This is a genomic window from Streptacidiphilus sp. EB129 (assembly GCF_041262645.1).
Lineage (GTDB): Bacteria > Actinomycetota > Actinomycetes > Streptomycetales > Streptomycetaceae > Streptacidiphilus.
Genome location: NZ_JBGCCS010000041.1, coordinates 12,686 through 38,825 on the forward strand (window position 1 = coordinate 12,686; position 26,140 = coordinate 38,825).

The 26,140-nt window shown below is 72.8% G+C and carries 17 protein-coding genes; 12 read left to right on the forward strand and 5 right to left on the reverse strand.

What is annotated here, in order from left to right:
* Window positions 1–120 precede the first annotated feature (120 nt).
* The 4 genes from ABH925_RS32360 to ABH925_RS32375 all read right to left on the reverse strand — a co-directional run bounded on the left by ABH925_RS32360 (window position 121) and on the right by ABH925_RS32375 (window position 16,260).
* Entirely contained in the window at window positions 121–5,559 is a 5,439-nt protein-coding gene (locus ABH925_RS32360) for a beta-ketoacyl synthase N-terminal-like domain-containing protein (RefSeq protein WP_370153835.1), read from the reverse strand.
* Window positions 5,556–14,423 carry a beta-ketoacyl synthase N-terminal-like domain-containing protein gene (locus tag ABH925_RS32365; protein WP_370153837.1) on the reverse strand — a complete coding sequence of 2,956 codons (8,868 nt, stop codon included), beginning with the start codon at window positions 14,421–14,423 and terminating at the stop codon, window positions 5,556–5,558. Before ABH925_RS32365 ends, ABH925_RS32360 begins: the two co-directional genes overlap by 4 nt.
* Window positions 14,424–14,586: 163 nt before the next feature.
* Window positions 14,587–15,936 carry an NAD(P)/FAD-dependent oxidoreductase gene (locus tag ABH925_RS32370; RefSeq protein ID WP_370153839.1) on the reverse strand — a complete coding sequence of 450 codons (1,350 nt, stop codon included), beginning with the start codon at window positions 15,934–15,936 and terminating at the stop codon, window positions 14,587–14,589.
* Window positions 15,937–15,990: 54 nt separating this feature from the next.
* Entirely contained in the window at window positions 15,991–16,260 is a 270-nt protein-coding gene (locus ABH925_RS32375) for an acyl carrier protein (protein WP_370153841.1), read from the reverse strand.
* A 359-nt stretch (window positions 16,261–16,619) separates the two neighbouring features.
* Between ABH925_RS32375 and ABH925_RS32380 the strand changes: the two genes are divergently transcribed.
* Both ABH925_RS32380 and ABH925_RS32385 read left to right on the forward strand, forming a co-directional pair.
* A complete protein-coding gene (locus tag ABH925_RS32380) occupies window positions 16,620–17,534 on the forward strand; it encodes a 4'-phosphopantetheinyl transferase superfamily protein (RefSeq protein ID WP_370153843.1) in 915 nt (304 codons plus the stop codon).
* Window positions 17,531–18,298: a thioesterase II family protein gene (locus ABH925_RS32385; protein ID WP_370153845.1), complete on the forward strand. Its 768-nt coding sequence runs from the start codon at window positions 17,531–17,533 to the stop codon at window positions 18,296–18,298. Before ABH925_RS32380 ends, ABH925_RS32385 begins: the two co-directional genes overlap by 4 nt.
* Window positions 18,299–18,335: 37 nt before the next feature.
* Here ABH925_RS32385 and ABH925_RS32390 read toward each other — a convergent pair whose 3' ends face one another.
* Window positions 18,336–18,734, reverse strand: coding sequence for a VOC family protein (locus tag ABH925_RS32390; RefSeq protein WP_370153847.1), 399 nt, complete (start codon window positions 18,732–18,734; stop codon window positions 18,336–18,338).
* Between the two features lie 167 nt (window positions 18,735–18,901).
* Here ABH925_RS32390 and ABH925_RS32395 point away from each other — a divergent pair, with 167 nt between their 5' ends.
* The 10 genes from ABH925_RS32395 to ABH925_RS32440 all read left to right on the forward strand — a co-directional run bounded on the left by ABH925_RS32395 (window position 18,902) and on the right by ABH925_RS32440 (window position 26,111).
* On the forward strand, window positions 18,902–19,216 hold the full coding sequence (locus ABH925_RS32395; protein ID WP_370153849.1) for a putative quinol monooxygenase: 315 nt from the start codon (window positions 18,902–18,904) through the stop codon (window positions 19,214–19,216).
* 229 nt (window positions 19,217–19,445) lie between these two features.
* On the forward strand, window positions 19,446–19,706 hold the full coding sequence (locus tag ABH925_RS32400) for a hypothetical protein (protein WP_370153851.1): 261 nt from the start codon (window positions 19,446–19,448) through the stop codon (window positions 19,704–19,706).
* Window positions 19,678–20,202 (forward strand): DUF6879 family protein, encoded by a 525-nt coding sequence (locus ABH925_RS32405; protein WP_370153853.1) that lies wholly within the window; start codon window positions 19,678–19,680, stop codon window positions 20,200–20,202. Before ABH925_RS32400 ends, ABH925_RS32405 begins: the two co-directional genes overlap by 29 nt.
* A gap of 27 nt (window positions 20,203–20,229) precedes the next feature.
* On the forward strand, window positions 20,230–21,078 hold the full coding sequence (locus ABH925_RS32410; protein ID WP_370153855.1) for a helix-turn-helix domain-containing protein: 849 nt from the start codon (window positions 20,230–20,232) through the stop codon (window positions 21,076–21,078).
* 114 nt (window positions 21,079–21,192) lie between these two features.
* Window positions 21,193–21,360: a hypothetical protein gene (locus ABH925_RS32415; protein ID WP_370153857.1), complete on the forward strand. Its 168-nt coding sequence runs from the start codon at window positions 21,193–21,195 to the stop codon at window positions 21,358–21,360.
* Between the two features lie 4 nt (window positions 21,361–21,364).
* Window positions 21,365–21,553 carry a hypothetical protein gene (locus tag ABH925_RS32420; protein ID WP_370153859.1) on the forward strand — a complete coding sequence of 63 codons (189 nt, stop codon included), beginning with the start codon at window positions 21,365–21,367 and terminating at the stop codon, window positions 21,551–21,553.
* Window positions 21,554–21,660: 107 nt separating this feature from the next.
* Window positions 21,661–21,972, forward strand: coding sequence for a putative ATP-grasp-modified RiPP (gene tgmA, locus ABH925_RS32425; protein ID WP_370153861.1), 312 nt, complete (start codon window positions 21,661–21,663; stop codon window positions 21,970–21,972).
* A 3-nt stretch (window positions 21,973–21,975) separates the two neighbouring features.
* The gene (gene tgmB / locus ABH925_RS32430) at window positions 21,976–22,929 is read left to right on the forward strand and encodes an ATP-grasp ribosomal peptide maturase (RefSeq protein WP_370153863.1); all 954 of its coding nucleotides are present in this window, start codon (window positions 21,976–21,978) and stop codon (window positions 22,927–22,929) included.
* The gene (gene tgmC / locus ABH925_RS32435) at window positions 22,926–24,047 is read left to right on the forward strand and encodes an ATP-grasp peptide maturase system methyltransferase (RefSeq protein WP_370153865.1); all 1,122 of its coding nucleotides are present in this window, start codon (window positions 22,926–22,928) and stop codon (window positions 24,045–24,047) included. Before tgmB ends, tgmC begins: the two co-directional genes overlap by 4 nt.
* 276 nt (window positions 24,048–24,323) lie before the next feature.
* Window positions 24,324–26,111, forward strand: a complete 1,788-nt coding sequence (locus ABH925_RS32440) for an ATP-binding cassette domain-containing protein (RefSeq protein WP_370153867.1) — start codon at window positions 24,324–24,326, stop codon at window positions 26,109–26,111.
* The last annotated feature ends 29 nt before the right edge of the window (window positions 26,112–26,140 follow it).

Here is a 26,140-nt window from a genome sequence, read left to right on the forward strand (position 1 = left end):
GCTCCGGGCGGGGGTGCGTCCGCTGTGCGGTGGTTCCGGGGCGGGGTGGCCCTTGGGCGGGGTACCCCTGGGGGCGCGCGCTGCGGGCCTGTTGATGGCTGCGGCGCGCGCCCCGGGGGGTCAGGCCAGCGCGGGGCTGTCGGCGGGGTTGCCGCTCATCGAGTCCAGCTGCTGCATGACCAGCCGGTGCAGGAACGAGCCCCACTCGATGCCGGGGCAGGCGAAGAACTCCCGGCTGCTGATCTCCAGGCTCAGGTCCTCCCGGCAGCGGGAGATCAGTTCCATCACCATCAGGCTGTCCAGGCCCAGGTCCGCCAGCCTGGTGTCCTCGGTCAGCACATCCAGTTCCAGCCGCATGATCGCGGAGAGCTGCGCCCGGACGTACTCGTCCAGCGTCGACTGCCGTCCGGCCTCGTCCATGGCCAGCAGCTGCGCCGTCAGTGCGCTCGCCGGGCCGGACTGCTGGTCCTCGCGGGCGGCCGGGCGGACCCGGATCTCGCGCAGGATCGGCCGCTCGCGCCGGGCCTCCATCAGGTCCCGGAACATCGGCCAGTCGGCCGCGCACACGGTCCGGTTGGGGACGCCCGAAGCGATGGCGTCGCCGAGCAGCTCCAGGGCCTGGTCCGGGTTGAGCTGGTAGAGGCCGATGGACCGCAGGAAGGCCATCACCGAGTCGTCGGCCAGGCCGGACTTGACGCCCCAGGGGCCCCAGGCGACCGTGGTGGCCGGCAGCCCCAGCAACTGGCGGTACTGCCCGATCGAGTCCAGGTAGGCGTTGGCCGCCGAGTAGCCGGCCAGGTGCTGCGAGCCCCAGACCGAGGCGATCGAGGAGAACGAGACGAACAGGTCCAGGTTCTGGTCCAGGGTCGCCCGGTGCAGCGCCCAGGTGCCGGCCGCCTTGGCGTGCATGGCCTGGTCGTAGGTGGCCGGGTCGGCCTCGCGCAGGAACTGCGGCTCGGAGAGACCGGCCGCGTGCACCACACCGCGCAGCGGCCGTCCGGCCCGCTCCAGTTCGGTGACCAGGCCGGTCAGCGCGATCTCGTCGGCGGTGTCCAGCGCGGCCACCCGGACCTCGGCGCCGTGCGCCTCGATCCGGCGCACCCCGGCGATCCGGGCCCGCACCCCGGGGTCCAGCGTCCGGTCCTCCCAGCCGGAGCGCTCGGGCAGGCCGGAGCGGCCGGCCAGCACCACGGTGCCGGCGCCGTTCCTGGCCAGCCACTCGCCGACGACCAGGCCCAGGGAGCCCAGCCCGCCGGTGACCAGGTAGCTGCCCAGGTCGGTGAGTTCGGGAACGCCCAGCTCCTCGCCGAGGGTGGCCGGGACCAGCCGGGGGACCAGCGGCCGCCTGTCCCGCAGCGCGACCAGGTCCTCCGGGCCGCCGGCGGTCAGGAACGCGGCGATCTGCGCGGCCTCGTCCGCCTCGCCGGAGGGGTCCAGGTCCAGCAGGCCGCCCCAGAGGTCCGGGTGCTCCAGTGCGGCGACCTTGCCCAGACCCCACAACGGACCGGCGGGCAGGCACAGTTCGCGCTGGTCACGGCCGGTGCACTGGGCGCCGCGGGTGACCACCCAGAGCCGGGTGGCGGCCTCGTCGTTGGCCAGTTGCCGGGCCACCGCCAGGAAGACGTGCTCGGCGGTGTGCCGGGCTCGGTCGACCGAGCCGGCCTCGACGTGGTCGGTGGGCCATTCCAGGGCGCTGAGCAGCAGCACATGGTCGAAGCCGGCGCCGGACAGCGCCTCCAGTGCCGCCTCCGGGGTGGCCTCGGCCCACTCGACCACCGCGTCCTGGGCGGTGAGTTCCTCGCCGAGCTCGGCCGCGACGTCGCCGCGCGGACCGCTGCCGCCGCCGATCACCAGCAGCCGCTCGCCGGTGAGCCTCCCGGCGCCGGACAGCTCCGGGCCGGGCTGCCACTCCATGTCCCAGACGGTCTGCTCGACCGGCTGGCGCGGCGCGGGCTCGACCACCGCCTCCGGGTCGTGCACCCGGACGTTGCGCATCGCGATCAGCACGGTGCCGTCGGCGCCCAGGATCTCCAGGCCGCCGCGCAGCTCGCCGTCCTCCTCGACCGGGTCCAGCCAGCCGTGGATGTAGCGGCGGGTGCCCCGGGCCGGCAGCGGCCGGACGTTCGCCGGCACCGGCATCCCGCTCTCCCAGGCGTCCGAGGACTGCCGCAGCAGATGCAGCGTCAGATCCAGCAGCGCACCCCTGGGCAGCGACTCCGCCAGCCCGTTGACCTCGGCCAGCACCTCGCCGGGGCCCTGGTGCACCTCGGTCAGCACCGGCTCGGCCCAGACCGGGACGGTGATCTCCTCCGGGCCGACCGGGACGCAGCGCTGCCGGATCTCGGCCAGCCGTCCCTGCTCGGGCTCCGCGTCGGCCGGGCGCCGCGACAGCACGCCGCGGGCGTGCAGCCGCCAGCTGTCGCCCTCGCGGATCTCGCCGCCGGGCAGCGAGTAGCAGAGGAACAGGGACCTGCCGTCGTCGTCCTGCGGCATCACGTAGACCCGGACCTTGGGCTGCTGGTCCTGGTCGAGCAGCAGCGGCTCGCCGACCAGGAAGCGGTCGATCAGCCGCGGCTGGGCGCCGGGCAGGTGGGCCGCCCCGGTGAGCGCCCAGTTGCAGAAGCCGCCGGGCGAGACCGAGCGCACCCCGTCCGGACCGGTCTGGACGAACTCGTCGGCCAGTGCCGCCAGGTCGGGCGTCCAGGTGGGTGGTCCGGAGAGCAGGTGGCCGTCGAACATCGCGGCTGGGGAGCTGTCGGGGGGCATCGGCCGGCCGCCCTGGGTGCTGTCCGCGAACCAGTAGCGCTCGCGCTGCCAGGGGTAGCTGGGCAGCGAAGTACGCCGCGGTGCCTCGGCCAGGTGCACCTGCTCCCAGTCCACCGGCACGCCGCGGTGGTGCAGCGCGCCCAGCGCCTGCGCCACCACCTGCGGGTCCTCCCGGTCCCGGCGCAGCGAGGGCACCCAGGTGATGCTGTCGTCGGGCAGGCAGCGCGCGCCCAGGCCGAGCAGGATCGGTGCCGGACCGAGCTCCAGGAAGGTCCGGCAGCCCTGCGCGTGCAGTTCCGCGATGCCGTCGGCGAAGCGGACCGCCGAGGCCACGTGCTCGACCCAGTACTCCGGGCGCAGCTGCTCCTGGCCCCACTCCTTGCCGGTGACGTTGGAGATCAGCCGGTAGCGCGGCGCCTGGAAGGCCAGGTCCTTGATCGCCGCGCGGTAGTCGTCCAGCATCGGGGCCATCAGCGGTGAGTGGAAGGCGTGCGAGACCACCAGCCGACGGTGCTTGACGCCCTGTCCGGCCAGGATCGCGACGACCGCGGCCACCTCGGCCTCGGCGCCGGACAGCACCACGTCGGTGGGCCCGTTCACGGCCGCGACGGACACCTGGGTCAGCGGCCCGGCGGCGGCCATCGCCGCCCGTACCGAGGCCTCGTCGCAGACCAGGGTCTCCATCACGCCGCCGGTCGGCAGCGCCTCCATCAGCCGGGCCCGCGCCGCGATCAGCCGCGCGGTGTCCGCCAGCGAGTGGACCCCGGCCACGCAGGCCGCGGTGATCTCGCCGAGGCTGTGCCCCAGCACCGCCGTCGGCTGCACGCCCCAGGACTCCCAGAGCCGGGCCAGCGCGTACTCCACGGCGAACAGCGCGGGCTGGGTGAGCCCGGTGCGGTTGATCCGGTCGGCGTCGGTCCGGCCCGCCAGCACCGGGCCCAGGGGCTCGGCCAGCAGCGGGTCCAGGGCGTCCACCGCCTCCTGCAGGGCCTGGGCGAACACCGGCTCGGACTCGGCGAGCCCGGCCGCCATCCCGGCGTACTGCGAGCCCTGGCCGGTGAACAGCCAGCCCAGCCGGCGCGCCTTGGAGCCGGCCGGGGCGTGCGGCTGGGCGTGGTCCGAGCGCTCACCGGCGGCGTGGGCGGCCAGCCCGGCGGCGATCCGGTCGCGGTCGCCGACCACGCTCAGGCCGAACCGCAGCCGGGCCCGGCCGATGTGGGTGCTGTAGGCGATGTCGGACAGTGCCCGGTCGTCGGCCGCCTGCACCGGCTCCAGGTAGCAGGAGGCGGCGGCGCGCAGCGCCTCGGCGGTGTTGGCGCTCAGCGTCAGCAGGTGCACGGTGCGCGGCAGTCCCTCGCGGGCCGACGGCTTGGGCGCCTCGCTGACGATCACGTGCGCGTTGGTGCCGCTGGCGCCGAAGCTGCTCACCCCGGCCACCCGGGGGCCGGCCGGCCAGGGCGTGGCCGCGGTGGTGACGGTCAGGTTCAGGTCGGCCCACGGCACCTGCGGGTTGGGGTTCTCCAGGTGCAGGTGCCGGGGGATGGTGTCATGACCCAGCGCCAGCACGGCCTTGAGCAGCCCGGCCGCGCCGGCGGCCGGTTCCAGGTGGCCGATGTTGGTCTTCACCGACCCCACCAGCAGCGGCCGGCCGGCCGGGCGGCCCACGGTGGTCACCGCGTCCAGGGCCTGCAGCTCGATCGGGTCGCCCAGCTGGGTCCCGGTGCCGTGCGCCTCGACATAGGTCAGGTCGGCCGGGGCGATGCCCGCGTCCTTCAGCGCGGAGCGGATCACGCCCTGCTGTGCGGTCGGGTTGGGCACCGTCAGACCGCTGCTGCGGCCGTCGTGTTCGGTGGCCACGCCGCGGACCAGGGCCAGGATCCGGTCCCCGGCGGCCTCCGCGTCCCGCAGCCGCTTCAGCACGAACAGCGCGCCGCCCTCGCCGCGGGCGTAGCCGTCGGCGGAGGCGTCGAAGGTCTTGCACAGGCCGTCGGGGGAGAGCGCGCGCAGCTTGCTGACCAGCACGAAGCCGTACGGGGAGAGCATCAGGTTGACCCCGCCGACCAGCGCTACGTCACTGCCGCCGGAGCGCAGCGACAGGCAGGCCTGCTCCAGCGCCACCAGCGAGGAGGAGCAGGCGGTGTCGGTCACCATGCTCGGGCCCTGGAAACCGAAGGTGTAGGAGATCCGGCCGGCCAGGAAGCTGGGCTCGCCGATCAGCTGGTACGCGTCGACGTCCTCGATCGGCGCCTCCTGCTGCCGCATCCGCACGTAGTCGCTGGTGCTGGCGCCGAGGAAGACCCCGGTGCGGGTGCCCTCCATCGAGGTGGGCGGCAGCCCGGCGTCCTCCATCGCCTCCCAGGCCAGTTCCAGGATCAGCCGCTGCTGCGGGTCCATCCCGGCCGCCTCGCGCGGCGAGATGCCGAACACCGTCGGGTCGAAGCCGTCGACCGGGGCGTCCAGGAAGTTCCCGGACAGGGTGTAGGCGGTGCCGGCGTGGTCCGGGTCCGGGTGGTAGTAGCCCTCGGTGGGGTGCCGGTCCGCGGGGAAGTCGACCGGGGCGCTGCGGCCGTCGACCAGCGACTGCCAGAACTCCTCCGGGGAGGCGCCGCCCGGCAGCCGGCAGGACATCCCGACCACGGCCAGCGGCTGCGGACGCTCCAGTTCGTTGACCCTGGCGCGCAGGGTGCGGATGGTGCCCAGAGAGTCCTTGAGGCGGCCTCGGAGAGCATCGGGCGTCGTCGAGGTCGGCGGGGTCGGCTGGTTCGGCGGGGTCGTGGGGCTGTTCGTCGTCATCGGTTCTCCTCGTGCCCGAAGTCCTGGGAGCCGGAGATTTCGGCGTCCAGTTGGCGGAGCAGTTCGTCGTCGTCCAGGTCGTCCAGGTCGTCCCCGCCGGGGGCGGCGGGAGCGGCCTCGGCGCCGGCCTCGTCCGGTGCGGCGGGTCCGTGGCCGAGCAGTGCGAGCAGGTGGTCGGTCAGCGCGGAGGCGGTGGGGTACTCGAAGGCCACCGTGGCGGAGAGCGTCAGGTCCAGCTCCCTGGCCAGCCGCAACCGCAGGGCCAGGGCCATCACCGAGTCCATGCCCAGCTCGAAGAAGCCCTGCCGGGGCTGCAGTCCGTCCTCGGGCAGCCCGAGCACGGTCGCGGCCTGGGCGCAGACCCAGTCCAGCATCAGGTCACGGCGCCGGACCGGGTCCAGGTCGCCCAGCTGCGCGGCGAACCGCCCGCCGTCGGCGTGGACGGCCCGGCCGTCCAGCACCTCGGCGAAGAGCCGGCGGTGCGCCGAGCCGGCCAGCGCCGACCCGAACACCTCCCAGTCCACGTCGGCGACCGCGACGTGCACCGCCCCGGTGCCGTGCACCCGGGCCAGCGCGGCGGTGACGTCGGTCGGCCGCAGCGCGTTGACACCGCTGCCGGCCAGCAGCCGCGTGGTCCGCTCGTCCAGTAGCTCCGCGCCCTCCACCGGCATCAACTCCAGGTGGGTGACCGGGAGTCCGGACGCCTTGCGGCGCGCCGCCAGGGCCCGCAGCAGCCAGTCGGCCGGAGCGGCGGCCCCGGCGCCGGAACCGCCCCAGGCGCCGGGTGTGGAGCCGAGCAGCACGAACAGCTCCAGCGGGTCGGCCAGGGTGGCGGTGTGCAGTTCCTCGGCCAGTTCGGCGCGCCGCAGTGCGGCGCCCACCTGCTGCTCGTCCAGCTGCTCCAGCGGCCGGGCCGGACCCGGCGGGGTCGCGCAGACCACGCCGGCCAGGCCGCCGTCGGCCCGCAGCCGGGTGAGCAGCGCGTCCAGCCCGTCCACGGTGGCGGGGAGCAGTTCGGCGCCCCGGCCGCGCCATTCCGTCTGCCGGTCCCCGGCGGGGGAGTCGACGGTGCCGCTGCCGGTGCCGCTGTCGAGCAGGGCAATGCGGCGGGCGCCGGAGTCGAGCAGCCAGTCCACCGAGGGGGCGGCCAGTTCGCCGCCCGCGCCGGTGACCAGGTACCAGCGGTCGGCCGGGAGCCGGGGCAGTTCGGCGGCGTTCCGTTCCGGCAGCGCCACCCGGACCATCGACGCGGCCTCGGCGGCGGTGTGCTCCAGCCGGACGTGTTCGGGGCCGGGGCCCCGGCTCAGCCAGGTGGCCAGCGCGGCCACCTCCTCGGAGCTGCCGCAGGACAGGTCGACATGCCCGCCCCAGGCGTCCGGACGCTCCATGGACAGCACCCGGCCGATACCGGCGTGGGTGCCCTGCAGGCCGTCCGGGTAGCCGCCGTGACCCTGCGTCAGTACCGCGTTGCGGGTGACCAGCCACAGCCGCGGCACCGCCCCCTCGCTCCCGGCCAGCGCTCCGGCCAGGGCCGCGCTGGAGCGCCAGGCCCCGGGCCGCGGGTCCAGGTCCTCCAGCGGCCACAGCGAGACGATGCCGGTGGGGACGCCGTCGGCGTAGTCCGCCAGCAGGGCCCGCCAGGCGTCCCGGTCGACCGGGTCGATCCGACGGTCGGCGGCGATCGGCTGACCATCCGTCAGCTCGGCTTCGGCGGGCGCGCCGCCGGCGTCCAGCGAGCGCACCCGGACCACGTCCAGGCCCAGCTCGGCCAGCCGTCCCGCCAGCGCGCCGGCCAGGTGCCCGGTGTCGCCGCAGACCAGCCAGCGCTTCGTCGCGTCACCGTCGGTGGCGGCCGGCAGCGGCTGCTGCGGGCGGCGCACCATCTGGTAGCAGAGCCCGGCCACCCGGTCCTCGGCGTCCTCGTCACCGGCCGGTGCCTGAACGGCTGTCAGCCGCAGCGCGTCCAGCTCCAGCACCGGGCGTCCGGCCGGGTCCAGTACCACCAGGTCGGCCTCGGCCAGGCCGTCCGCGCCCAGCCGCAGCGCGCCCCGGCGGACCCGTACCGTGCCGTCGACGGCGGCCCTGACCCGGACCAGCCCGATCGACTGCGGCTGAGGCTCCGGTGGGGAGCTCTCGCCGGGACGGGTGTCGGCCACCAGCTGCAGCGCCAGCCGCAGCAGGTCGGCGGGCATCCGGTAGCGGCAGGCGGAGGCCGGCAGGGTCACCGTGACCTCGACGCCGTCCGCGCCGGTCTCCACCCGCCGCACCAGCAGCGCCGGGAAGCGGTCGGCCAGCCGGTCGCGCAGTGCCTCGTCCCTGATCCCGTCGACCGGGGGAACCCCGGCGGCGGGCTGCGGGAACCGGTCGAGGGCGGCGGTCAGGCCGGGGGTGTCCCAGCCGTCCTGCGGGTAGAGCGCGAGGGTCCCCTCCCTCGGCCGTACCGCGGCCTGCAGCGCGGCGCGGCCGTCGGCCCCGGTACGGGCGGCCGGACCGAAGCGGACCTCGCGCAGCGAGGGTGTCGCGGACGCGGTCTGTGCCACCGCGCGCAGCGCGGCCTCCAGCAGCGCGGCCGGGGTGACCGGTGCGCCCGCACCGGGGCGGGCCACCTGCCAGGGGTTGCGCACCCCGTCGACGTGCACCGGCAGCAGCGCCACCTCGGGCGCGTAGGCCGGCCGGACCGGCGGCCCGACCAGCGCGCCGCCGGCCGCCGGGGCCTCCGGCTCGGCGTCCGCCAGCCGGTACTCGATCCGCTGCCAGGGGTAGCCGGGGACGTCGACCACGCTGCGCCCGGGGCCGTAGAAGGCGTTCCAGTCCACCGGCACGCCGTGGGCCTGCAGCGTCGCCAGGGTGCCCAGCAGCGACTCGACCTCGTCCTCGTCGCGGACCAGCGAGGGCAGCGCGACCGGCTCCTCGACACCCGCCGCGACCAGCGACTCCTCGATCGAGGCCACCAGTACCGGATGCGGGGACACCTCGACGAAGGCCCGCTCGGCGGGGTCCTCCACCGAGGTCACCGCGGCCTGGAACAGCACCGCGTTGCGCAGGTTGCGGCCCCAGTACTCGGCGGTCAGCGCCTGGCCGGGGACCTCGTGGCCCTCCACCGAGGAGTGCAGCGGGATCCGGGTCGGCGCGGGGACCAGCGCGGCCAGCCCCTCCACCAGCCGCTCGCGCAGCGGTTCCATCAGCGGACTGTGCGCGGCCACCGGCACCTTCACCCGGCGCACGAAGATGTTCTCCTCCACCAGCTCCTGCGCGAGCTCCTCCAGCGCCTCCAGCGCCCCGGACACCACGGTGGTACGCGGGCCGTTGACCGTGGCAATGCCCAACTGGTCCTCGTACAGCACCAGGTAGGGGGCGAGCGCCTGCGGGGAGAGGCCGACGGCCAGCGAGCCGCCGGTGCCGGTGAGGGTGTCCAGCAGCCGCGAGCGCAGGCACAGCACCTCGGCGGCCTGGGCCAGCGTCAGCGCCCCCGCGGTCCAGGCCGCCGCGACCTCGCCCATGCTGTGGCCGACGACGGCGTCAGGACGCACGCCCCAGCTGCGCCACAACTCGACCAGGCCGACCTGGACCGTGAAGATCAGCTCCTGCGGCACCCCCTCGTCGAAGGGGCGGCTGTCCGGTTCGCCGCGCAGCGAGGCCAGCGGCGACCAGGCGATCCACTTGCGCATCTCCTCCTCGCAGCGCAGCACCGCGTCGGCGAAGACCGGCTCCTCGCGCAGGAGTTGCCGGCCCATGCCGACCCACTGCGAGCCGAAGCCGGAGAAGACGAACACCGTGCCGCGCGGGAACTCCGCGGTCCCGGTACGCAGTCCCGGGTGCTGCCTGCCCTCGGCGCCGGCCTGCAGCGCGGCCCGCAGCGAGGCCAGGTCGCGGCCCACGGCCACGGCCCGGTGCTCCAGATGACCGCGCCGGGCGGCCGTGGTGTAACCGAGGTCGGCCAGCGCGGCGCCGTCCGTGCCCGCACCTGCCGAGCCGGAGCCTGTCGAGCCGGGGCTTGTCGGGTCGGGCAGCGCCGCCAGCTGGTTGGCCGCGGCGGCGGGCAGCGCGGCCGGATGCGCGGCGGAGAGCGGGAGCACATAGCGGGCCGGCGGTTCCGGCCGCTCGGTCGCGGCGGCGCGGTCCGGCGCCTGGGCGACCAGGACGTGCGCATTGGTGCCGGTGAAGCCGAAGGCGCTGACGCCGGCGATCCGGCGCCGTTCCGGCCGCGGCCACTGCTCCTCGTCGCCGGCCAGGGCCAGGCCCAGCCGCTGCCAGTCGATCTGACGGGTCGGCGTCTCCACTCCGATGTGCGGGGCGAGCCGGCCGTGGTGCACCGACAGCACCGCCTTGATCAGCCCGGCCACCCCGGCCGCCGCCTCCAGGTGGCCCACGTTCGGCTTCACCGAGCCGACCAGCAGCGGGCCCTCGGCCGCCGCCGGGTCGGGACGGCAGACCTGGGCCAGCGCCCGCAGCTCGATCGGGTCGCCCAGCGGGGTGCCGGTGCCGTGCGCCTCGACGTAGCCGACGTCCGCGCCGGTCAGCCCGGCCTGGTTCAGCGCCCGCTGGATCAGCTCGCGCTGAGCGGTCCCGTTGGGCACGGTCAGGCCGCTGCTGGCACCGTCCTGGTTCACCGCCGTGCCGGGCAGCACCGCGTAGACCCGGTCCCCGTCGGCGAGCGCCCGGGACAGCCGCTTGAGCACCACCACACCGGCGCCCTCGCCGCGCAGGTAGCCGTCGGCCGCGTCGTCGAAGGTACGGCAGCGCCCGCTGGGGGAGAGCGCGCCGCCGGCCGACACCGCGATCGGGATCACCGGACTGAGGATGACGTTGACGCCGCCCGCGACGGCGATCTCGCTCTCGCCGCTGAGCAGGCTCTGGCAGGCCAGGTGGACCGCGGTGAGCGAGGAGGAGCAGGCGCTGTCGACCGCCATGCTCGGGCCGGTCAGCCCGAGGAAGTAGGAGAGACGTCCGGCCGCGCCCGCGAAGGAGTTGCCGGTGCCGTAGTAGAGGTCGACGTCCTGCAGCCGGCTGCCGACGATCTGGGCGTGGTCGGAGCTGTTCATGCCGACGAAGACGCCGGTGGCCGAGCCGCGCAGCTGCTCCGGGGGCGTCCCGGAGTCCGCGAGGGCCTCGTAGGCGACCTCCAGGAACAGCCGGTGCTGCGGGTCGAGGCTGCGGGCCTCGCGCGGGGAGACCCGGAAGAAGGCGGCGTCGAAGCCGCGCACGTCGTCCAGGTAACCGCCGCGCAGTGAGGACATGGTGCCGGGGGCCCACTCGCCCTCGGAGAGGAAGGCGGTGCCGTCCCAGCGGTCGCCGGGGACGTCGCGGATCACCTCGCGGCCGTCCGTCAGCAGCCGCCAGTAGTCCGGCACGGTCGCCCCGCCGGGGAAACGGCAGCCGAGGCCGACCACCGCGACCGGGTCGTCCTCCGGGCTCGCGACGCCGGGCGACTCCAGCGTTCCGGGCGACTCCGGTGCTCCTGGCGCCTCCGGGGCGGCCGCGGTGACGAGGGGGACGAGGGCGTCCTGCGCTGCTGCGGCCTCACCCGAAGCAGCCGCACCGGCCCCCGGGACGGCGGGAGCCGCGGCTGCGGTCGCCGCCGCGTCGGCCTCGGCCTTGGCGGTGACCAGCGGCAGCAGGAAGTCGACCAGCTCGTCCAGGCAGGGGTGTTCGAACGGGGTGGAGACCGGGACCTCGACGCCCAGCACGACCTCCAGCCGGTCGGCGAACTCGACCACGGTGATCGAGTCCATGCCGAGGTCGGCGAAGCCGCGCTGGGCCGGGATGCGCCGGTCGGAGTCCTGGCCGAGCACCCAGGCCAGCACCTCCGAGACCTGGCGCAGCAGCGCCTTGCGGCCGGGGGCGGGGGTGCTGCCGCCCGTCCCCGGTTCCGCCGCAGGGGGGGCGGCGGGCGCGGGGACGGGGGCTGCGTTCTCCCGGGCCGCTCCGACGGGGGGCGGAGTGAGGGCCGGGGAGGGACCGGTGGTCGGGAGGGGTGTCGCCACCGGGGCTTGGGCGAGACCATCCGTGCCACCCGGGAGCGGGACGGTCATGTCGATGTGCTGGACCGGGCCGACGGGTCGTCCCTCGCTGTCCAGCGGCTGGATCGAGAGCAGCGCCGGCACCGCGCCGTGGGCGGTACCGGCGACCCCGGGCAGGGATTGGACGCCCGGCTGGACATCCGGCAGCCAGAAGGACTCGTGCTGCCAGGCATGGCCGGGCAGATCGGTGGCACGGCCGGGCAGCAGTCCGTCCCAGCGGACGGTCGCGCCGGCGCAGTGCAGTTCCGCGAGGGCGGCCAGCAGGGTGGCCGGGCCGTCGCCGTCCCGGCGCAGCGAGGGCACCGCGATGCCCTGGCGGCGGCGGGCGACCAGACCGGCGGTGAGCGGCCGGACCAGGGTCGGGTGCGGGCCGATCTCGATGAAGTCGGCGCCGCCGCTGTTCAGGATCCGCTGCACGGCCGGCCAGAAGCGCACCGGGCGCAGCACGTTGGCCGCCCAGTACGCGGCGTCCAGCAGCTCCGGCGGCTCGTCCGGGAAGACGGTGGACCGGAAGGCCGGGGCGGGCGAGGCGGTGAGCACACCGTCGAGTTCCGCCCCGAGCAACGCGGCGTACGGTGCCATGGCCGGGCTGTGGAAGGCGTAGTCGCCGGGCACCAGACGGCAGTTGACGGAGTGTTCGGCGAAGATCCGGACCGCCTCGCGGATGTCCGCCGCGGCTCCCGCGAGCACCACCGAGGTGGGGCCGTTGACCGCGGCGATGTGCAGCGACATGCCCTGGATCGCCTGGGCCGCGTCCTCCTCGGACAGCGGGACCGCCAGCATCCGGCCGCTGCCGGCCGCCTGCGCGGTGATCCGTCCGCGGCGGACCGCCAGGTCCAGGGCGGTGGGCAGGTCGAGGGCCCCGGCGGCGTGCGCGGCGGCGATCTCGCCGACGCTGTGGCCCAGGAACAGGCTGGGCTCCAGCCCGCGCGAGCGCCACACCGCGGCCACCGCGGCCTGCACCGCGAGCAGTGCGGGCTGGGCCAGTTCGGTGGCGCTCAGGTCGAGTTCGCCCAGCAGTGCGCGCAGCGGGTGGAAGCCCGCCCCGGTCAGCAGCCGGTCGCACTCGTCCAGCACGGCGGCCGCGACCGGGTCCCGTTCCCACAGGTCCAGGCCCATGCCCTGCCACTGGCTGCCCTGACCGGAGAAGACGAAGACGGTGTGGTGCCGGCGGCGGGGTTCGGCCCGGCCGGTGAAGGTGTGCTCGTCGGCCTCGTCGGCGGCCAGGGCGCGCAGGGATTCCCTGAGCCCGGCCGCGTCGGTGCCGAGGAGGGCGGCACGGTGCTCGTGGTGGGTGCGCCGTACCGCGGCGGTGTGCAGGATGTCGGCGAGCCGCACGGGGGAGGCGGGCTCCGGGATCTCCGGTGCCTCCTGGCCTTCCGGCTGCTCGGTGTTCTGAGTGGCTTCCAGGCCTTCCAGGGTCCGCAGCAGGTCGCCGGCCCGGGTGCGCAGGGCCGCTTCGGTGGATCCGGAGACCAGCAGCACCCGGGGCGCGCCCTCGTCGCCGGGCGCCGGCACCGCCGGTTCGGCCACCGGGGCGGCCGACAGCAGCAGGTGCGCGTTGGTGCCGCTCAGGCCGAAGGCGCTGACCCCGAACAGGGCGTCCGGGGCGCAGTCCAGCGGCCGGGCCTCGGCGGCGATCCGCAGCGGACTCTCCGCCCAGGCGATCGCCGGGTTGGGCGTACCCAGGTGCAACTGCGGTGGCACCAGGCGGTGTTGCGCGGTCAGCACGGTCTTGATCAGCCCGGCCACGCCGGCCGCCGCGTCGGTGTGCCCGAAGTTGGCCTTGTGCGAGCCGATGTGCAGCGGCTGCGCCTCGGGCCGGCCGGGGCCGAACACCTCGCTCAGCGCGTAGGCCTCGACCGGGTCGCCGAGCGGGGTGCCGGTGCCGTGCGTCTCCACGTAGGCGACCTGCTCGGGCGTGGCCCCGGCCCGCTGCAGCGTCTCGCGCAGCAGCGCGATCTGCGCGGTGGCGTTGGGGACGGTGAGCCCGGCGCTGCGGCCGTCGTGGTTCATCGCGCTGCCGCGGATCAGCGCCAGCACCTGGTCGCCCGCGGCCAGCGCGTCGTCCAGCCGCTTGAGCACGACGACGCCGCAGCCCTCGCCGCGGACGATGCCGTCGGCGTCGGCGGCGAAGGGCTTGCAGCTGCCGGTGGGGGACAGCGCCTGCACCTTGCTCATGAAGATGGAGAGCTCGGGCGCGACCAGCACGTTGACGCCGCCGGCCAGGGCCACGTCGGCCTCGCCGCCGGCCAGCGCGCGACAGGCCAGGTGCACCGCGACCAGCGAGGAGGAGCAGGCGGTGTTCACCGACAGCGCCGGGCCGTGCAGGCCCAGGGTGTAGGCGACGCGACCGGCCGCGAAGCTGAACTCCTTGCCGCTGGCGAAGTACGGGTCGATCCCGGTCACGCCCCGGGTCTTGCTGTGCAGCAGGGTGTAGTCCATGCCGAGCATGCCGAAGAAGACCCCGGTACGGGATCCCGACAGCTGTGGCTTGGTCATCCCGGCGTGTTCCAGGGCCTCCCAGGAGACCTCCAGCAGCAGCCGCTGCTGCGGGTCCATCTCGCGGGCCTCGCGGAAGGAGATGCCGAAGAAGTCCGCATCGAAGCCGTCCAGCTCCGGCAGGAAGCCGCCGTAGCGGCAGTAGCCGGTGCCGGGGGCGGAGCCGTCCTCGCTGAGGAACTCCGGGCCCCAACGGCTGGCCGGGACCTCGCTGATGACGTCGACGCCGTCGCGCAGCGTGCGCCAGAACGTTTCTGCGTCCACCACGCCGCCTGGGTAGCGGCAGCCGATACCGACAAGGGCGATCACGGGCTCGGACGGCGACTCCTGGCGGGCGGGCATGGGTTTCCCCCTGGAAGGAAGGCGGGTGGGCAGCGGATGGCGGGAGGCTGGCCCCTCCCGCCATCCGGTGGTGCGGTACTCCGACTCTTCGGGGCGCGACGCCCCGCACCCCTGCGAAACCCCAGGTGGCGAGCCTCCGCAGGACCGAAGCGCCGGGCGCCGGTCAGAAGCCGGGGGCCGCCGTCGGGGCCTTGAGGGTGCCGAGGTACTTGTGCCAGAGGTGCGTCGGGTCGGCCTCGACCGCCTCGACGATCTCCCGCATCGCGGCCAGCGCCTTGGGCTCGTCGTCGTACACGTCGCCCTGGAGCATCTTGAGGACGTCCAGGCGGTACCGGGGGTCCTGCACGAAGGCTGTGAACAGGATGTTCAGCCGGTAGTAGATGGAGATGAACTCGTACCAGTTGGAGACACCGCGGCGGAGGGTGTTGACGTAGCCCTCGAACCGGTCCTTGCGGAAGTCCCCGGCGTGGAACGCGGCGATGATGTCGGTCGAGGCCAGCCGGGCGCTGTTGAGTGCCACGCTGACACCGCTGGAGAAGATCGGGTCGACGAAGCGCGCCGCATCGCCGATCATCACCAGGGAGTCGTCCGCGACCTTGGTGAGGCCGTAGCTGTAGTCGCCCTCGGACTTGAAGGGCTTGACCCGGTCCGCGTTCTTGAGCGCGTCCAGCAGCTCGGGGCGGCTGCCGACCGAGTCCCAGAAGAAGGCCTCCAGGTCGCCCTTGGACTCCTTGAAGCGGGACTTCTGGGTCACCACGCCGATCGAGGTGATGGTGTCGGTGATCGGGATCTGCCAGACCCAGGTGTCGGTCAGCGGCAGGAAGTGGATGAAGATGTAGTCGGCCTGCTTCTTGTTGACCGCGAGCGCCTTGCGGTCGAAGTTGTCGAACCAGGTGTGCACGGCGTACTGGTTGAACACCGGGTCCGGCACCTTGACCTTGAGCTGGCTGCCCATCATGGTGCGTCGGCCGCTGGCGTCGACGACCATCCGCACCGGGACGCCGACCGACTGGTTGCCTATCTTCGCCTGGATCACCGGGCGGTCGCGGTCGGTGAAGTCGACCCGGTTGACCCGGACCCCGTGGTAGACCTTGGCGCCGAGACTCTCGGCGTGCTGGAGCAGGATCTGGTCGAACCGGCCGCGGTCCACGTGGAACGTGTAGTCGCGGTCCACCCCGGCCTGGTCGCGCTCGCTGAACAGCACCTCGGCGGCACGGAAGTCGTGGTCCAGGCCCTGGAAGCCGAGGTGGTCGATGTTCCGGTCCTCGGCGGAGGTCCAGGCGGCGCCGTACTTGTGCGGGAAGCCGGCCGCCTCGACCTTGTCCATGGCGCCGATCTCGATCAGCACCGGGGTGGTCGCGGGCACCAGCGACTCGCCGACATGCTCGCGGGGGAAGGTCTCGGCCTCGAACACCGCGACGGTCAGCCCCGCCTTGGCGAGGTAGGACGCGGCGGTCGAGCCAGCCGGACCCCCGCCGATGATGCCGATGTCGTAGTCGTAGTCTGCGGACACCTTGGTCTCCAATCCGGGTTCGGGAGGTGTTGCGTCAGAACGGGCTGCCTGTGGTCAGGCCGCGGCCTCGGTGAGGGTGATCAGCAGATCCGCGATGCTGTTGAGGTCGGCGAAGTTGCCGCCGGTCAGGTGAGTGGGCGGCACCGAGACCCCCAGCTCTTCCCGGATGAAGGTGAGCAGCTTGGCGGTGTTGATCGAGTTGAGGATGCCCCACTCCAGCAGCGGGGTGTCCGGGTCCAGGCCCTGCGAGGTGGGCTCTGCGAGCAGCTGCTCCTGGATGAACTCGATGAGCTGCCCGATCAGTGTGTCTCGGTCAGGTGTCACTGCGGGTCTCCTGTGGCGCGGTCGAGGGCGGTTGCCTCCACACCCCTTGCGGTGGTGGCCGAGGCGGCTGTCAGCGGCTGTTCCAGGCGGCCGTCAAGGCGGGAAGACATGGGCCCTGGTGTGCCGCCGCCGCACAGCCCCGGCCTGGGCACGACGACGGGTCGGGCCGGGGCTGTGACGACAGTGCCGGGGTGACGGGCGTGGCCCGCGCCGGCCGCTCACCCCCCGGCGAAGATTTCACCGGTTGGTGATTTCATTTCGCGTTGAACTCTACTAGTGTTGAGTTATTCGTCAAGAGCCACCCCGCTCGCGGTTGCTGACCTCTCGTCAGCCATCGCTGACGCACCGACAGGAGAGCCATGACGAGCAACGCGCACGGACCCGCACCCGGCGAGGTGCATGTCTGGGCCGTCCCCGAACCGGAGCTGCGCGACGAGGCGACGCACCAGCGCTGCCGGAAGCTGCTGTCGCCGGGGGAACTGGCCCGCTGGGAGCACATGGCGCCGACGCAGCAGATGCTGTTCGCCTCCGCGCACGCCGGGCTCCGCGCCGTCACCGCCGCGTACACCGGCCTCTGGCCGTCCCAGGTGGACTTCGTCACCGGGCGGCACGGCAAGCCCTATGTGGCCGGACGCCCCGGACTGCGGATCAGCCTCTCGCACACCCGCGGCATGTCCCTGGTGGCCGTCAGCCGGGACGGGTCGACCGGGGTCGACATCGAGCGGGTCCGCCCGCTCGACGACGCCCGCCCCGCCCCGGACCTGGTCTTCTCCCCCTGGGAGCAGGCGAACTGGGAACAGGGGCCGAGCCGGACCAGGTCCGCCCGCTTCTTCAGCTACTGGGCCTGCAAGGAGGCCGTGCTCAAGGCCCTGGGCACCGGACTGACCGGTGACCTCACCGCGGTCCAGGTCGACCCCGGCGAGGCCCTCAACGGTCCGGTGCCGATCCGCGGCCTGCCGAGGGTCGCCGGACGGGACCGCGCCTGGACCCTGCAACTGGTCAACATCGGTCCCCGCTACCGGGCCGCGGTCGCGGTGGCCGGCGGCGGCGTCCGGCTGCGCACCTTCCAGCTGCCCTCCGGCACCCTGCCGCACCCGTCGGCCGGAACGCTGCGCGGCGGCTCGTTCGGCCGTGGCCGGGGCCCGGCGTCCGGACCACAGCGGCCCTTCGGGACGGCGCAGTTGGTCGGGCCGCCGCAGCCGATCGGACCCGAGCCGGCGGCGGCGCCGTCGGCCGGACGGTCGCAGGAACTCAGCTACAGGGGGACGTCATGACAACTGCCCACCAGCCGGCGTCGGCCGAATCCCGGCAGCCGGACCAGCGGGACGAGGACCGCCCGACGGTCCTGTGCATCCCGTACGCGGGCGGCGCCGCACGGGTGTTCGCCGACCTCGCCCGGGCGCTGCCGCAGGCGGTGACCGTACCGCTGGAACTGGCCGGGCGCGGCATGCGGATGCGCGAGCCCGCCAGCTCCGACCTCGGCACCGTCGTGGAGGACCTGGCCCGGCAGACGGCTCTGCACACCTCCGGCCGCTACCTGCTGGTCGGCCACAGCATGGGGGCCGCACTGGCCTTCGAGGTCGCCAGGTACTGGACCGGCTGGGGCCGTCCGCCTGCGGCCGTGGTGCTCGCCGGACGCAACGGGCCCGGCGCGGGCTCCAAGTTCCCGCCCATCCACGGGCTGGAGACCAGCGCCTTCCTGGCCGCGATCCGCCGTCTCGGCGGCACCCCGCCGCAGCTCTTCGAGAACCCGGAGCTGATCCGGCTGTTCACCCCGCTGCTGCGCTCCGACTTCACCCTCTCGGAGACCTACCGGCCGTTGTCCGGAGCCGAGTTGACCTGTCCGGTCTGGGTCTGCGCGGGCGCCGACGACCCGATGGCCGATCGCGCGGGACTGCTCGACTGGGACCAGTACACGACGGGTGAGCTGACCTGCGAGCTGCTCCCCGGCGCCCACTTCATCCTGGACGACCCGGCCTTCCACCAGTTCGTCGCCCGCGCCCTCTCCGAGTGCGCCCAGCCCGCACGCATCGCCTGACCGGCAGGTCGCCGTCCGGCCGTGACCCGCCGGCGGCTTACTGGCCTTGGGCGATCTCCCACATGTAGCCGTCAAGGTCACGGAAGCTGGCGGTGCGCGCGGTGCGCGGACCCCAGCGCCGATCCATCGGCCCGTTGACGAGCTCCACGCCGACGGCGGCGAGCTCGGCGCACCTCGCGTCGACGTCGTCCACCTCGACGGTGAAGACCAGACGCACACCGGCCTCGCGCGGGGCCGCGGTCGCCGGCTCGACGAGTTCCGGGACGTTCGCCGTCTGCAGCAGGTTGATGATCGTCCCGCCGAACCTGAAGGCGACGGACTGCTCGTCCTCGAAGAGGATCGGGATGTCGAAGACGTCCAGATAGAACTTCTTCGAGGCGGCCAGGTCTTCGACGAAGAGGGTGTTGGCGGCGATGCCGTTGGCCCACGCGCTCATGACAGCTCCTTGCTCGTTGTCGACAGCGAACGGAGCGAGCCTCTGATCGCCCACTGACAATCCACCTCGGACCCTGGAAGCACGGCCGTCCCGGCTCGTGCCGTGCGGGTCCCGTCGCAATCGGTCAGTCCAACTCCACCTTCTCCCCAGGTCGTTAGAGTGCAGGGGTGGACTCTCATGTGCTCGTCGTCGCCGACACCTCCTCCCGGCCTGAGAACGCCGAAGAATTCGGCCGGATCCTGCAGAAGTTCGCCCAGGCATGCCGAACCGAACCCGGCTGCCTGTCCTACGAGGTCTTCCGCTCGCTAGACCAGCCCGAGCGCTGCGTGAGCATCGAGAAGTACGCCGACCGTGAGGCTTTCGCGGCGCACCGAGCCTCGGCCCACTTCCGCGACATCGGCCTCGGCGAGGTGATGCCGCTCGTGGTCGCCCGCGATATCCGCATGTACGACGCTCCGCAGGACGTACCGCCGACGCAATAGCACACCGCACGGCAACGGCCCCTCAAGCCCACCACCGAGGGCCGGCCCGCAGTGTCCAACGACCCGTGAAGTTCCGCCCAGCCGGCACGTTCGGCTTGGGCACTGGTGCGGGCAACGTGGTGGTGTCGTTGTCGGGGTTGCCCGAAAGCATCAACGCGCTCTTGACGGTGGTGCTCCATCAGCGGGAAGGTCGCAACGACACGCAACGTGTTCGACCGGGGAGGCAGTAATGTCGCTACATCTCGTTGGGATTGACCCGGACACTAAGACCGGGGACTCGTCGACTGTCTGGTTCGACGACGACACGCGCGAGTTCGTGTTCCAGGGTTGGAAGGCTGACGTCGATCTGCGCCGGCGGATCACACAGACACCGGCACCGGGCCACGCCCCCGGCATCCCGGACCACGAGGATGTGATCCGGATGCCCGCGAGGATGGTCGAGGTGCTAAGGAAGGCTTGCGATGTCGCAGAACGTGCCGAGCTTGGGTGAGTTGCTGCGCGAAGCACGGCGATCGGCCGTGCACATGGAGATGCGAGACAGCTATGGCGTGTCCCACGAGGCCGACGAGTTCGAGCACTGGAAGCAGACCGGAGAGCTGGACCTCGACCCGGAGTCCGAGGGCTGGGGTGCTTGGTCTGGCATGGCCCGTGCAGCTGTCGCCCGGGGTGTGGTGATGCGCAGGGCGCGGATCGTCTCCGAGCCCGTCACCGACTACATCCGCTTCGAACATGCGGCCACGGTGGTGAACCTCAGCCTGGGTGAGGATGTGCGCTGGCTGCCCAGGCGTGAGGCGTCTGGCATCGCTCTGCCCGGCAATGACTTCTGGCTGTTCGACGACGCGGTTGTGCGGTTCGGCCATTTCACCGGTGACGGCGAGCTGGTGGGACATGAGATCCGGACCGAACAGGCCGTGGTCAAGCTCTGTGCCGACGCCTTCGAGGCGGTTTGGTCGCGGGCGATCCCGCACGAGAAGTACGCGGTCTGACCCTGCGAGCACCGGACAACCAGCCTCATGCCCACGTCACCGTCGTCAAGCGCCCAGTCGGCCCGTAGGGCGCTTGCGGAGCGGCTCAAGAACCTGCGGAAGGACGCGGGGCTGACCGGGCGTGAGCTGTCTGCCCGGTGCGGGTGGCATCCTGCGAAGACCTCGCGCATCCAGGATGCCAAGGCCGCGCCGTCCGACGCCGATATCCGCGCCTGGTGTGCCGCATGCGGCGCGGACGGCCAGGCGCCCGAACTCATCGCGGCGTCGCGTGCGGTCGAGACGATGTACGCGGAGTGGAAGCGCCTTCGGCGCCTCGGGCTGAAGCGGCTCCAGGAGTCGTACACCCAGGCATACACCCGTGCCCGACTCCTGCGCTTTTACTCCTCAGACGCCATCCCGGGGATGTTCCAAAGCCACGGATATGCGACCGCCATCCTGTCGCGCTTCGCCGCCGAGGCCAGCTCGCCCAGCGACCTGGAACAGGCCGTAGCCCAGCGGATGCGCCGCGCGCAGTTGATGCACGAGGGAGACCGTCGGATCGTCTGCGTGATTGAGGAATCTGTCCTGCGATACCGCATCGCGGAGGCATCCGTGATGGCTGGCCAGCTCGGGCACCTGCTCTCGGTCATGTCGCTCGCCCGTGTGAGCCTGGGAATCATCCCTTTCACGACGGAGCGCGGTCTGTGGCCGGTGGAGACCTTCCACATCATTGACGATCACCTCGTTGAGGTGGAGCTGGTGACCGCACGGGTGAGGATCACGGCGGCCAGTGAACTGCGCGAGTACCTCCAGACATTCACCGAACTGCAGGAACTCGCTGTCTACGGCACCCAGGCCCGCGCACTGATCACCGATGCGATAGCCGCCCTCGGGTGAATATCCGCAACTATCGGCAACTTCCTTGAGACGGCATTGCGGCCATCTCTACCGTCGGTGTCATGGCGGATTCAGCGAGAGCACTGACCCAACCCCGGCATGGTGTGCAGCCAGTTGAGGCCGAGCCAGGAGTTCTGGCTGCGGGTCGCCCGCAACGACCTGGAGCAGGTGCGAGAGCAGGACGTGGTCGCCCTGACACCGGCAGGCCTGAGCCACATGGCCGGGGCGCGCACCAGCAGTTTTGCATCGTGCTGCAGCTCGTCGCCGACCTGGCGGAGGTGACCGAGTGACGACACCCGCCGTCAGTCCGCGCCGGGCGCGGATGTGTGACTTCTGCCAGCGGCCTGCCGAGGGGATCACCGTCCGCCAGCATCCAGGAGACCCGACGTCCAAGCGTGTGGCGATCAACCATGAGGACTGCTTCCGCGAATACATCAACGGCCTGCCCATCGTCCTGGTTGAGCAGCCGACGTGACCGCACCCTCCTGACTCCCGCCCGGTTCCGCTGCATTACGGAGACCGGGCCCGGCACCACCGCACCCCTGTCGCCATCTTCAGAACCACCGACTCGACGGAGGCCAGATGTTCGCCCACTCCGACCGGTTGCCCACCGGCACGCCGCTGCCCAACGGCACCATCACGCCCACACCGTGGGGACTGCGCCGCATGGCTCCCTACCCGGCCATGGCACCCGGATACGCCCGCGTCGAACTGGACCCGGTCACCCAGGCCGGGCGTTACTACGACGAGAGCGACGCGGTCATGGAGATGCCCGGCCACGGCACCAGCACCGGCACCAACCCGGCCACGAACACTGGCAATCCGTCCGACGGGGCCGGCGGTGGTGGCTCGGGCGGCGGCGACCAGGACACCGGCAACGACAGCGACCAGTGACCGGTGAGCCCAGACGCTCCGGTGCTGGTCGTCACCAACCTCGACGACCCCACGACCGACTTGGTGATCGGCGAACTGCACGGCCGGGGTGTCCCGGTCGTGCGGTTCGACTCCGGGGACTTCCCCGCCACCCTGTCGGTCGAGGCCACGATCACCCACGCGGGAGTGACGGGCTCGCTGTCCACGCCGACGCGCACCGCGAACCTCGCGCACGTCCGGTCCCTGTACTACCGGCGTCCGTCCGGGTTCTGTTTCCCGAGCCTGGATGAGCAGACTGCCCGCTTCGCGGTCACCCAGGCCCGCTACGGCCTTGGCGGCATCCTCGCATCGCTTCCCGGCTGCCTGTACGTCAACCACCCGCACCGCATTGGCGACGCCGAGTTCAAGCCGTCCGGCCTCGCCGCAGCTGTCGACGCCGGGTTCCGGGTGCCCGCCACGCTGGTGACCTCTGACCCGGACGCCGCCCGAGCCTTCGTCAAGAACGCCGCAGGTCCGGTGATCTACAAGCCGCTGTCCGCGCCGCTGTACCGGATCGACGGCGTCTCGTGCACCGTCCAGGTCCAGGAGGTGACCGCCGACCAGATCGACGAGACGGTCGCCGGCACCGTGCACCTGTTCCAGCACGCGGTGGACAAGACCGTGGACGCCCGGGTCACCGTGATGGGCACGAACGTGTTCGCCGTCCGCATCGACAGTGATCTGCTGGACTGGCGCACCGACTACACCCGACTGACGTACTCGGTCGTCACCCCGCCGCCCTCGGTCACGGAAGCCTTGAACGCCTACCTCGCTCACTTCGGGCTGGTCTTCGGCGCGTTCGACTTCGCGGTCGACCGGCAAGGGCAATGGTGGTTCCTGGAGTGCAATCCGTCCGGGCAGTGGGCCTGGCTGGAGCCGGAGACCGGCCTGCCGATGGTCGCCGCCATGGCGGATCTGCTGGAGAGGAAGAACGGATGAGCGACAGGGAACTACGTGTCGACCTCGCCGATCGGCTGACCAAGGCCGGGAAGCTGCGCAGCGCACCGTGGCGCCGCGCCATCGAGGCGGTGCCCCGGCAGGAGTTCCTGCGCGGCGGTTTCTTCGACGTCGTCGACGGATCCGTACCGACGTTCTGGACGCCGGTCATGCCGGACGATCCGCACTGGCTGGAACGCTGCTACGCGGACGACTCGTTGGTGACGCAGATCGCCGGAACGATCGTGCCCGGCGATCTGCAGGGTCGGATCTCGCGCGCCCCGACCTCGTCGAGCACCATGCCCGGCCTGGTGGTGCGGATGCTCGAAGACCTCCGGGTCGACGACGGTATGCGGGTCCTGGAGATCGGCACCGGCACCGGCTACTCAACGGCTCTGCTGTGCGAGCGCCTGGGCGAGGACCTGGTGACCTCCGTCGAGGTCGACCCCGATGTCGCGCTCCGCGCCCGCAACGCCCTCGCCAGCGTCGGCTACCGGCCCGAACTGGTCGTCGGCGACGGTCTCGCGGGGCACAAGGGCGGAGCACCGTACGACCGGGTGATCGTGACGTGCGGCGTGCTGAACATTCCACAGGCGTGGATCGACCAGACCCGGCCGGGCGGGATCATCCTGGCCACGGTGTGCGGCTGGCTGTACTCCTCCGAACTGGCGCGCCTCACCGTGGCCGAGGACGGTACGGCCCGGGGCCGGCTCCTCGGCGGCCAGGTCTCGTTCATGCTGGCCCGCCCGCACACCCCGCCGCCGCTGGGCATGCTCCCGGACCTCGACAACGGCGAGGAGCGCCCGACAGCGGTGGGCGCGGATCTGCTCGGGGACTGGGCGGCGCGCTTCATCATGCAGCTCGCCGCACCCCGGGCGCAGCGTCTGGAGCTGCCGCGCAACGGCCGTACCGAGCACATCCTCCTGGACGTCGAGGCCGGATCCTGGGCTGCGGTGTACGAGGACGCCGGCAGGTGGTTGGTACGCCAGGGCGGCCCAGGCCGCCTGTGGGATCGGGTCGAGAATCGGGTCGCCCACTGGCAGGCCGCAGGCGCACCGGACCTGGCGCGGTTCGAGATCAGCCTGACCGACGGGGTGCAGACCGTGTCCTGGCCTGCCTGAACCGCGATCTGCCGACCGCAGGGGCCCTCACCGTGGACCTTGCTGTACGCGCCGGGCAAACCCGCCCGGCGTGAAGGACCTGGAGCGCACATGCTGACGGTGAAGGTTCGACTCTCACGGGTGGTGAATCGGCGGATGCGCCCCTGGGCCATCATGTGCCCCGCCACCGTGGTTCGGGTGACCTCCTCCACATCTGTCCCGTCATCCCTCCCCGGCCCCGGTGCGGCTCCGGTGATGCGGCTCCGGTCGGATCGCCATATCGACGCTGCTGAGGCGATGACCAGCGTCGCGATGGCCGCGCGGCTGCCACGGACGCTGGCACGGGCGGTTCGACTTGGCTGGACGGTCGACCGCTCGGCCGTGCTGTGGCTGCTGGTCGCACAGGTGGCCTCGGCGGCGCTGGGGGCCGGCGCGCTCGCGGCGACCACGGGCACGCTGTCCGCACTGCTGAGCGGCGGTGCGGTCTCGGCTCGCCTTCATACGGCCGTGCCGGTGCTGGTTGTGCTGGTCGTGGCGCTGGTGGGCCGCGCTTCGGCCGATGCCGGTGCTCAAGCCTCGGCGGCCCGACTGGCGCCGAAGGTCACCCGCTGGGCGGACCTGGACGTGCTGCGGGCCGCGACGGCGCTGGAGCTCAGCGCGTACGAAGACCCCGGCTGGGAGGACCAGTTGGAGGCGGCCGGGCGCGGGGCTGAGGCCACACGGGAACTGGTGATCGACGCCCAGTCCTTGACATCGGCCCTGGCGCAGATGGCGGCGGCGGCCTCGGTCCTGGCCGTCCTCGACCCCGTGTTGGTGCCGCTGCTGGTGCTGGCAGCGGTTCCGCGCGGCCTGGCGGCGGTGCGGGCGGCGCGCATTGAGCATGCCTCGACGCACCGGATGCTCTCGGACACCCGGCTGCGGTCGGTCCTGCGCTCCTACACCGCCGACCGGGGCCCGGCCGCCGAGGTGCGGGCCTCGACCATGGCGCCGTTCCTCCTCGACCAGTACCAAGAGGTCGCCGGGCGCCTGGAATCAGAGGACCTGCGGGCCAGCCGTCGCGCCCTGCGGACACAACTGGTCGGCGACGGCCTCGCCGGTCTCGCCACGGCGGCGACCTGGGCGGCGCTGGGCGCCCTGGTGGCGACCGGCTCCCTGCCGCTGGCGGCGGCAGGTACCGCAGTGGTGGCCGTCCGAACCTCCTCCTCCGCTCTCACCTCCCTGGTGCGGGCAGGGGCGAGGCTCTTCCGCACGTCGCTGTACCTGGACGACTGGAGCCGGTTCCTGACTACGGCTCAGGCCCGGCGGGCGGTGCGCGGTGCGGCCGAGGTCGGCAAGGACGGCCCTGACCTGATCCGCGCCGAGGGTGTGACCTTCACCTACCCCGGCGCCTCGGCGCCCTCGCTGCGCGGGATCGACCTGGAGCTGACGCGCGGTGAGGTCGTCGCCCTGGTCGGCCCCAATGGCGCCGGGAAGTCCACCCTGGCCAACATCCTGACCGGCCTCTATCTGGCCGATCAGGGACGGGTGACCTGGGACGGGGTGGATCTGGCCGGGGTTGACCCGGCCTCGCTGTGGTCCTGTGTGGGCATCGTGCCGCAGGCGTTCACCCGATGGCCGATGGCCATGCGCGAGAACATCACGCTTGGTCAACCCCGTGCCGGAGACGACTCGGCGGTGCACGCCGCCGCCGAGTCGGCCGGGGCTTCGTCGGTCGTGGAAGCGCTGCCGAACGGCCTGGACACCCTGTTGGCGCGCTCCTGGTGGGGCGGCACCGACCTGTCCGGCGGCCAGTGGCAAAGGGTCGCGGTAAGCCGGGCTTTCTACCGCAACGCGCCCGTCCTGATCATGGATGAGCCCACGTCTGCGCTCGACGCCCGTGCCGAAAGCATGGTCTTCGCCCGGCTGCGGGCCCTGGCGAAGGGGCGGACTGTGTTGTTCGTGACGCACAGGCTGGCCAACGTGAAGGCAGCTGACCGCATCATCGTCCTCGACGCCGGCCAGGTCGCCGAGTCGGGCGCGTTCTCGGATTTGGTGGACGCGGGTGGAATCTTCGCCGAGCTCTACAAGCTCCAGCAGGACCGCTGATCCTCGATCCGAGGTGGCATAGCGAGTGG

Bases quoted from the DNA above. Each gene is read 5' to 3' on its own strand.
- ABH925_RS32360 (WP_370153835.1), bottom strand. From the start codon at position 5,559: ATGACGACGAACAGCCCCACGACCCCGCCGAACCAGCCGACCCCGCCG.
- ABH925_RS32390 (WP_370153847.1), bottom strand. From the start codon at position 18,734: ATGAGCGCGTGGGCCAACGGCATCGCCGCCAACACCCTCTTCGTCGAA.
- ABH925_RS32365 (WP_370153837.1), bottom strand. From the start codon at position 14,423: ATGCCCGCCCGCCAGGAGTCGCCGTCCGAGCCCGTGATCGCCCTTGTC.
- ABH925_RS32380 (WP_370153843.1), top strand. From the start codon at position 16,620: ATGACGAGCAACGCGCACGGACCCGCACCCGGCGAGGTGCATGTCTGG.
- ABH925_RS32405 (WP_370153853.1), top strand. From the start codon at position 19,678: ATGTCGCAGAACGTGCCGAGCTTGGGTGAGTTGCTGCGCGAAGCACGG.
- ABH925_RS32440 (WP_370153867.1), top strand. From the start codon at position 24,324: ATGACCAGCGTCGCGATGGCCGCGCGGCTGCCACGGACGCTGGCACGG.
- ABH925_RS32385 (WP_370153845.1), top strand. From the start codon at position 17,531: ATGACAACTGCCCACCAGCCGGCGTCGGCCGAATCCCGGCAGCCGGAC.
- ABH925_RS32400 (WP_370153851.1), top strand. From the start codon at position 19,446: ATGTCGCTACATCTCGTTGGGATTGACCCGGACACTAAGACCGGGGAC.
- ABH925_RS32410 (WP_370153855.1), top strand. From the start codon at position 20,230: ATGCCCACGTCACCGTCGTCAAGCGCCCAGTCGGCCCGTAGGGCGCTT.
- tgmC (WP_370153865.1), top strand. From the start codon at position 22,926: ATGAGCGACAGGGAACTACGTGTCGACCTCGCCGATCGGCTGACCAAG.
- tgmA (WP_370153861.1), top strand. From the start codon at position 21,661: ATGTTCGCCCACTCCGACCGGTTGCCCACCGGCACGCCGCTGCCCAAC.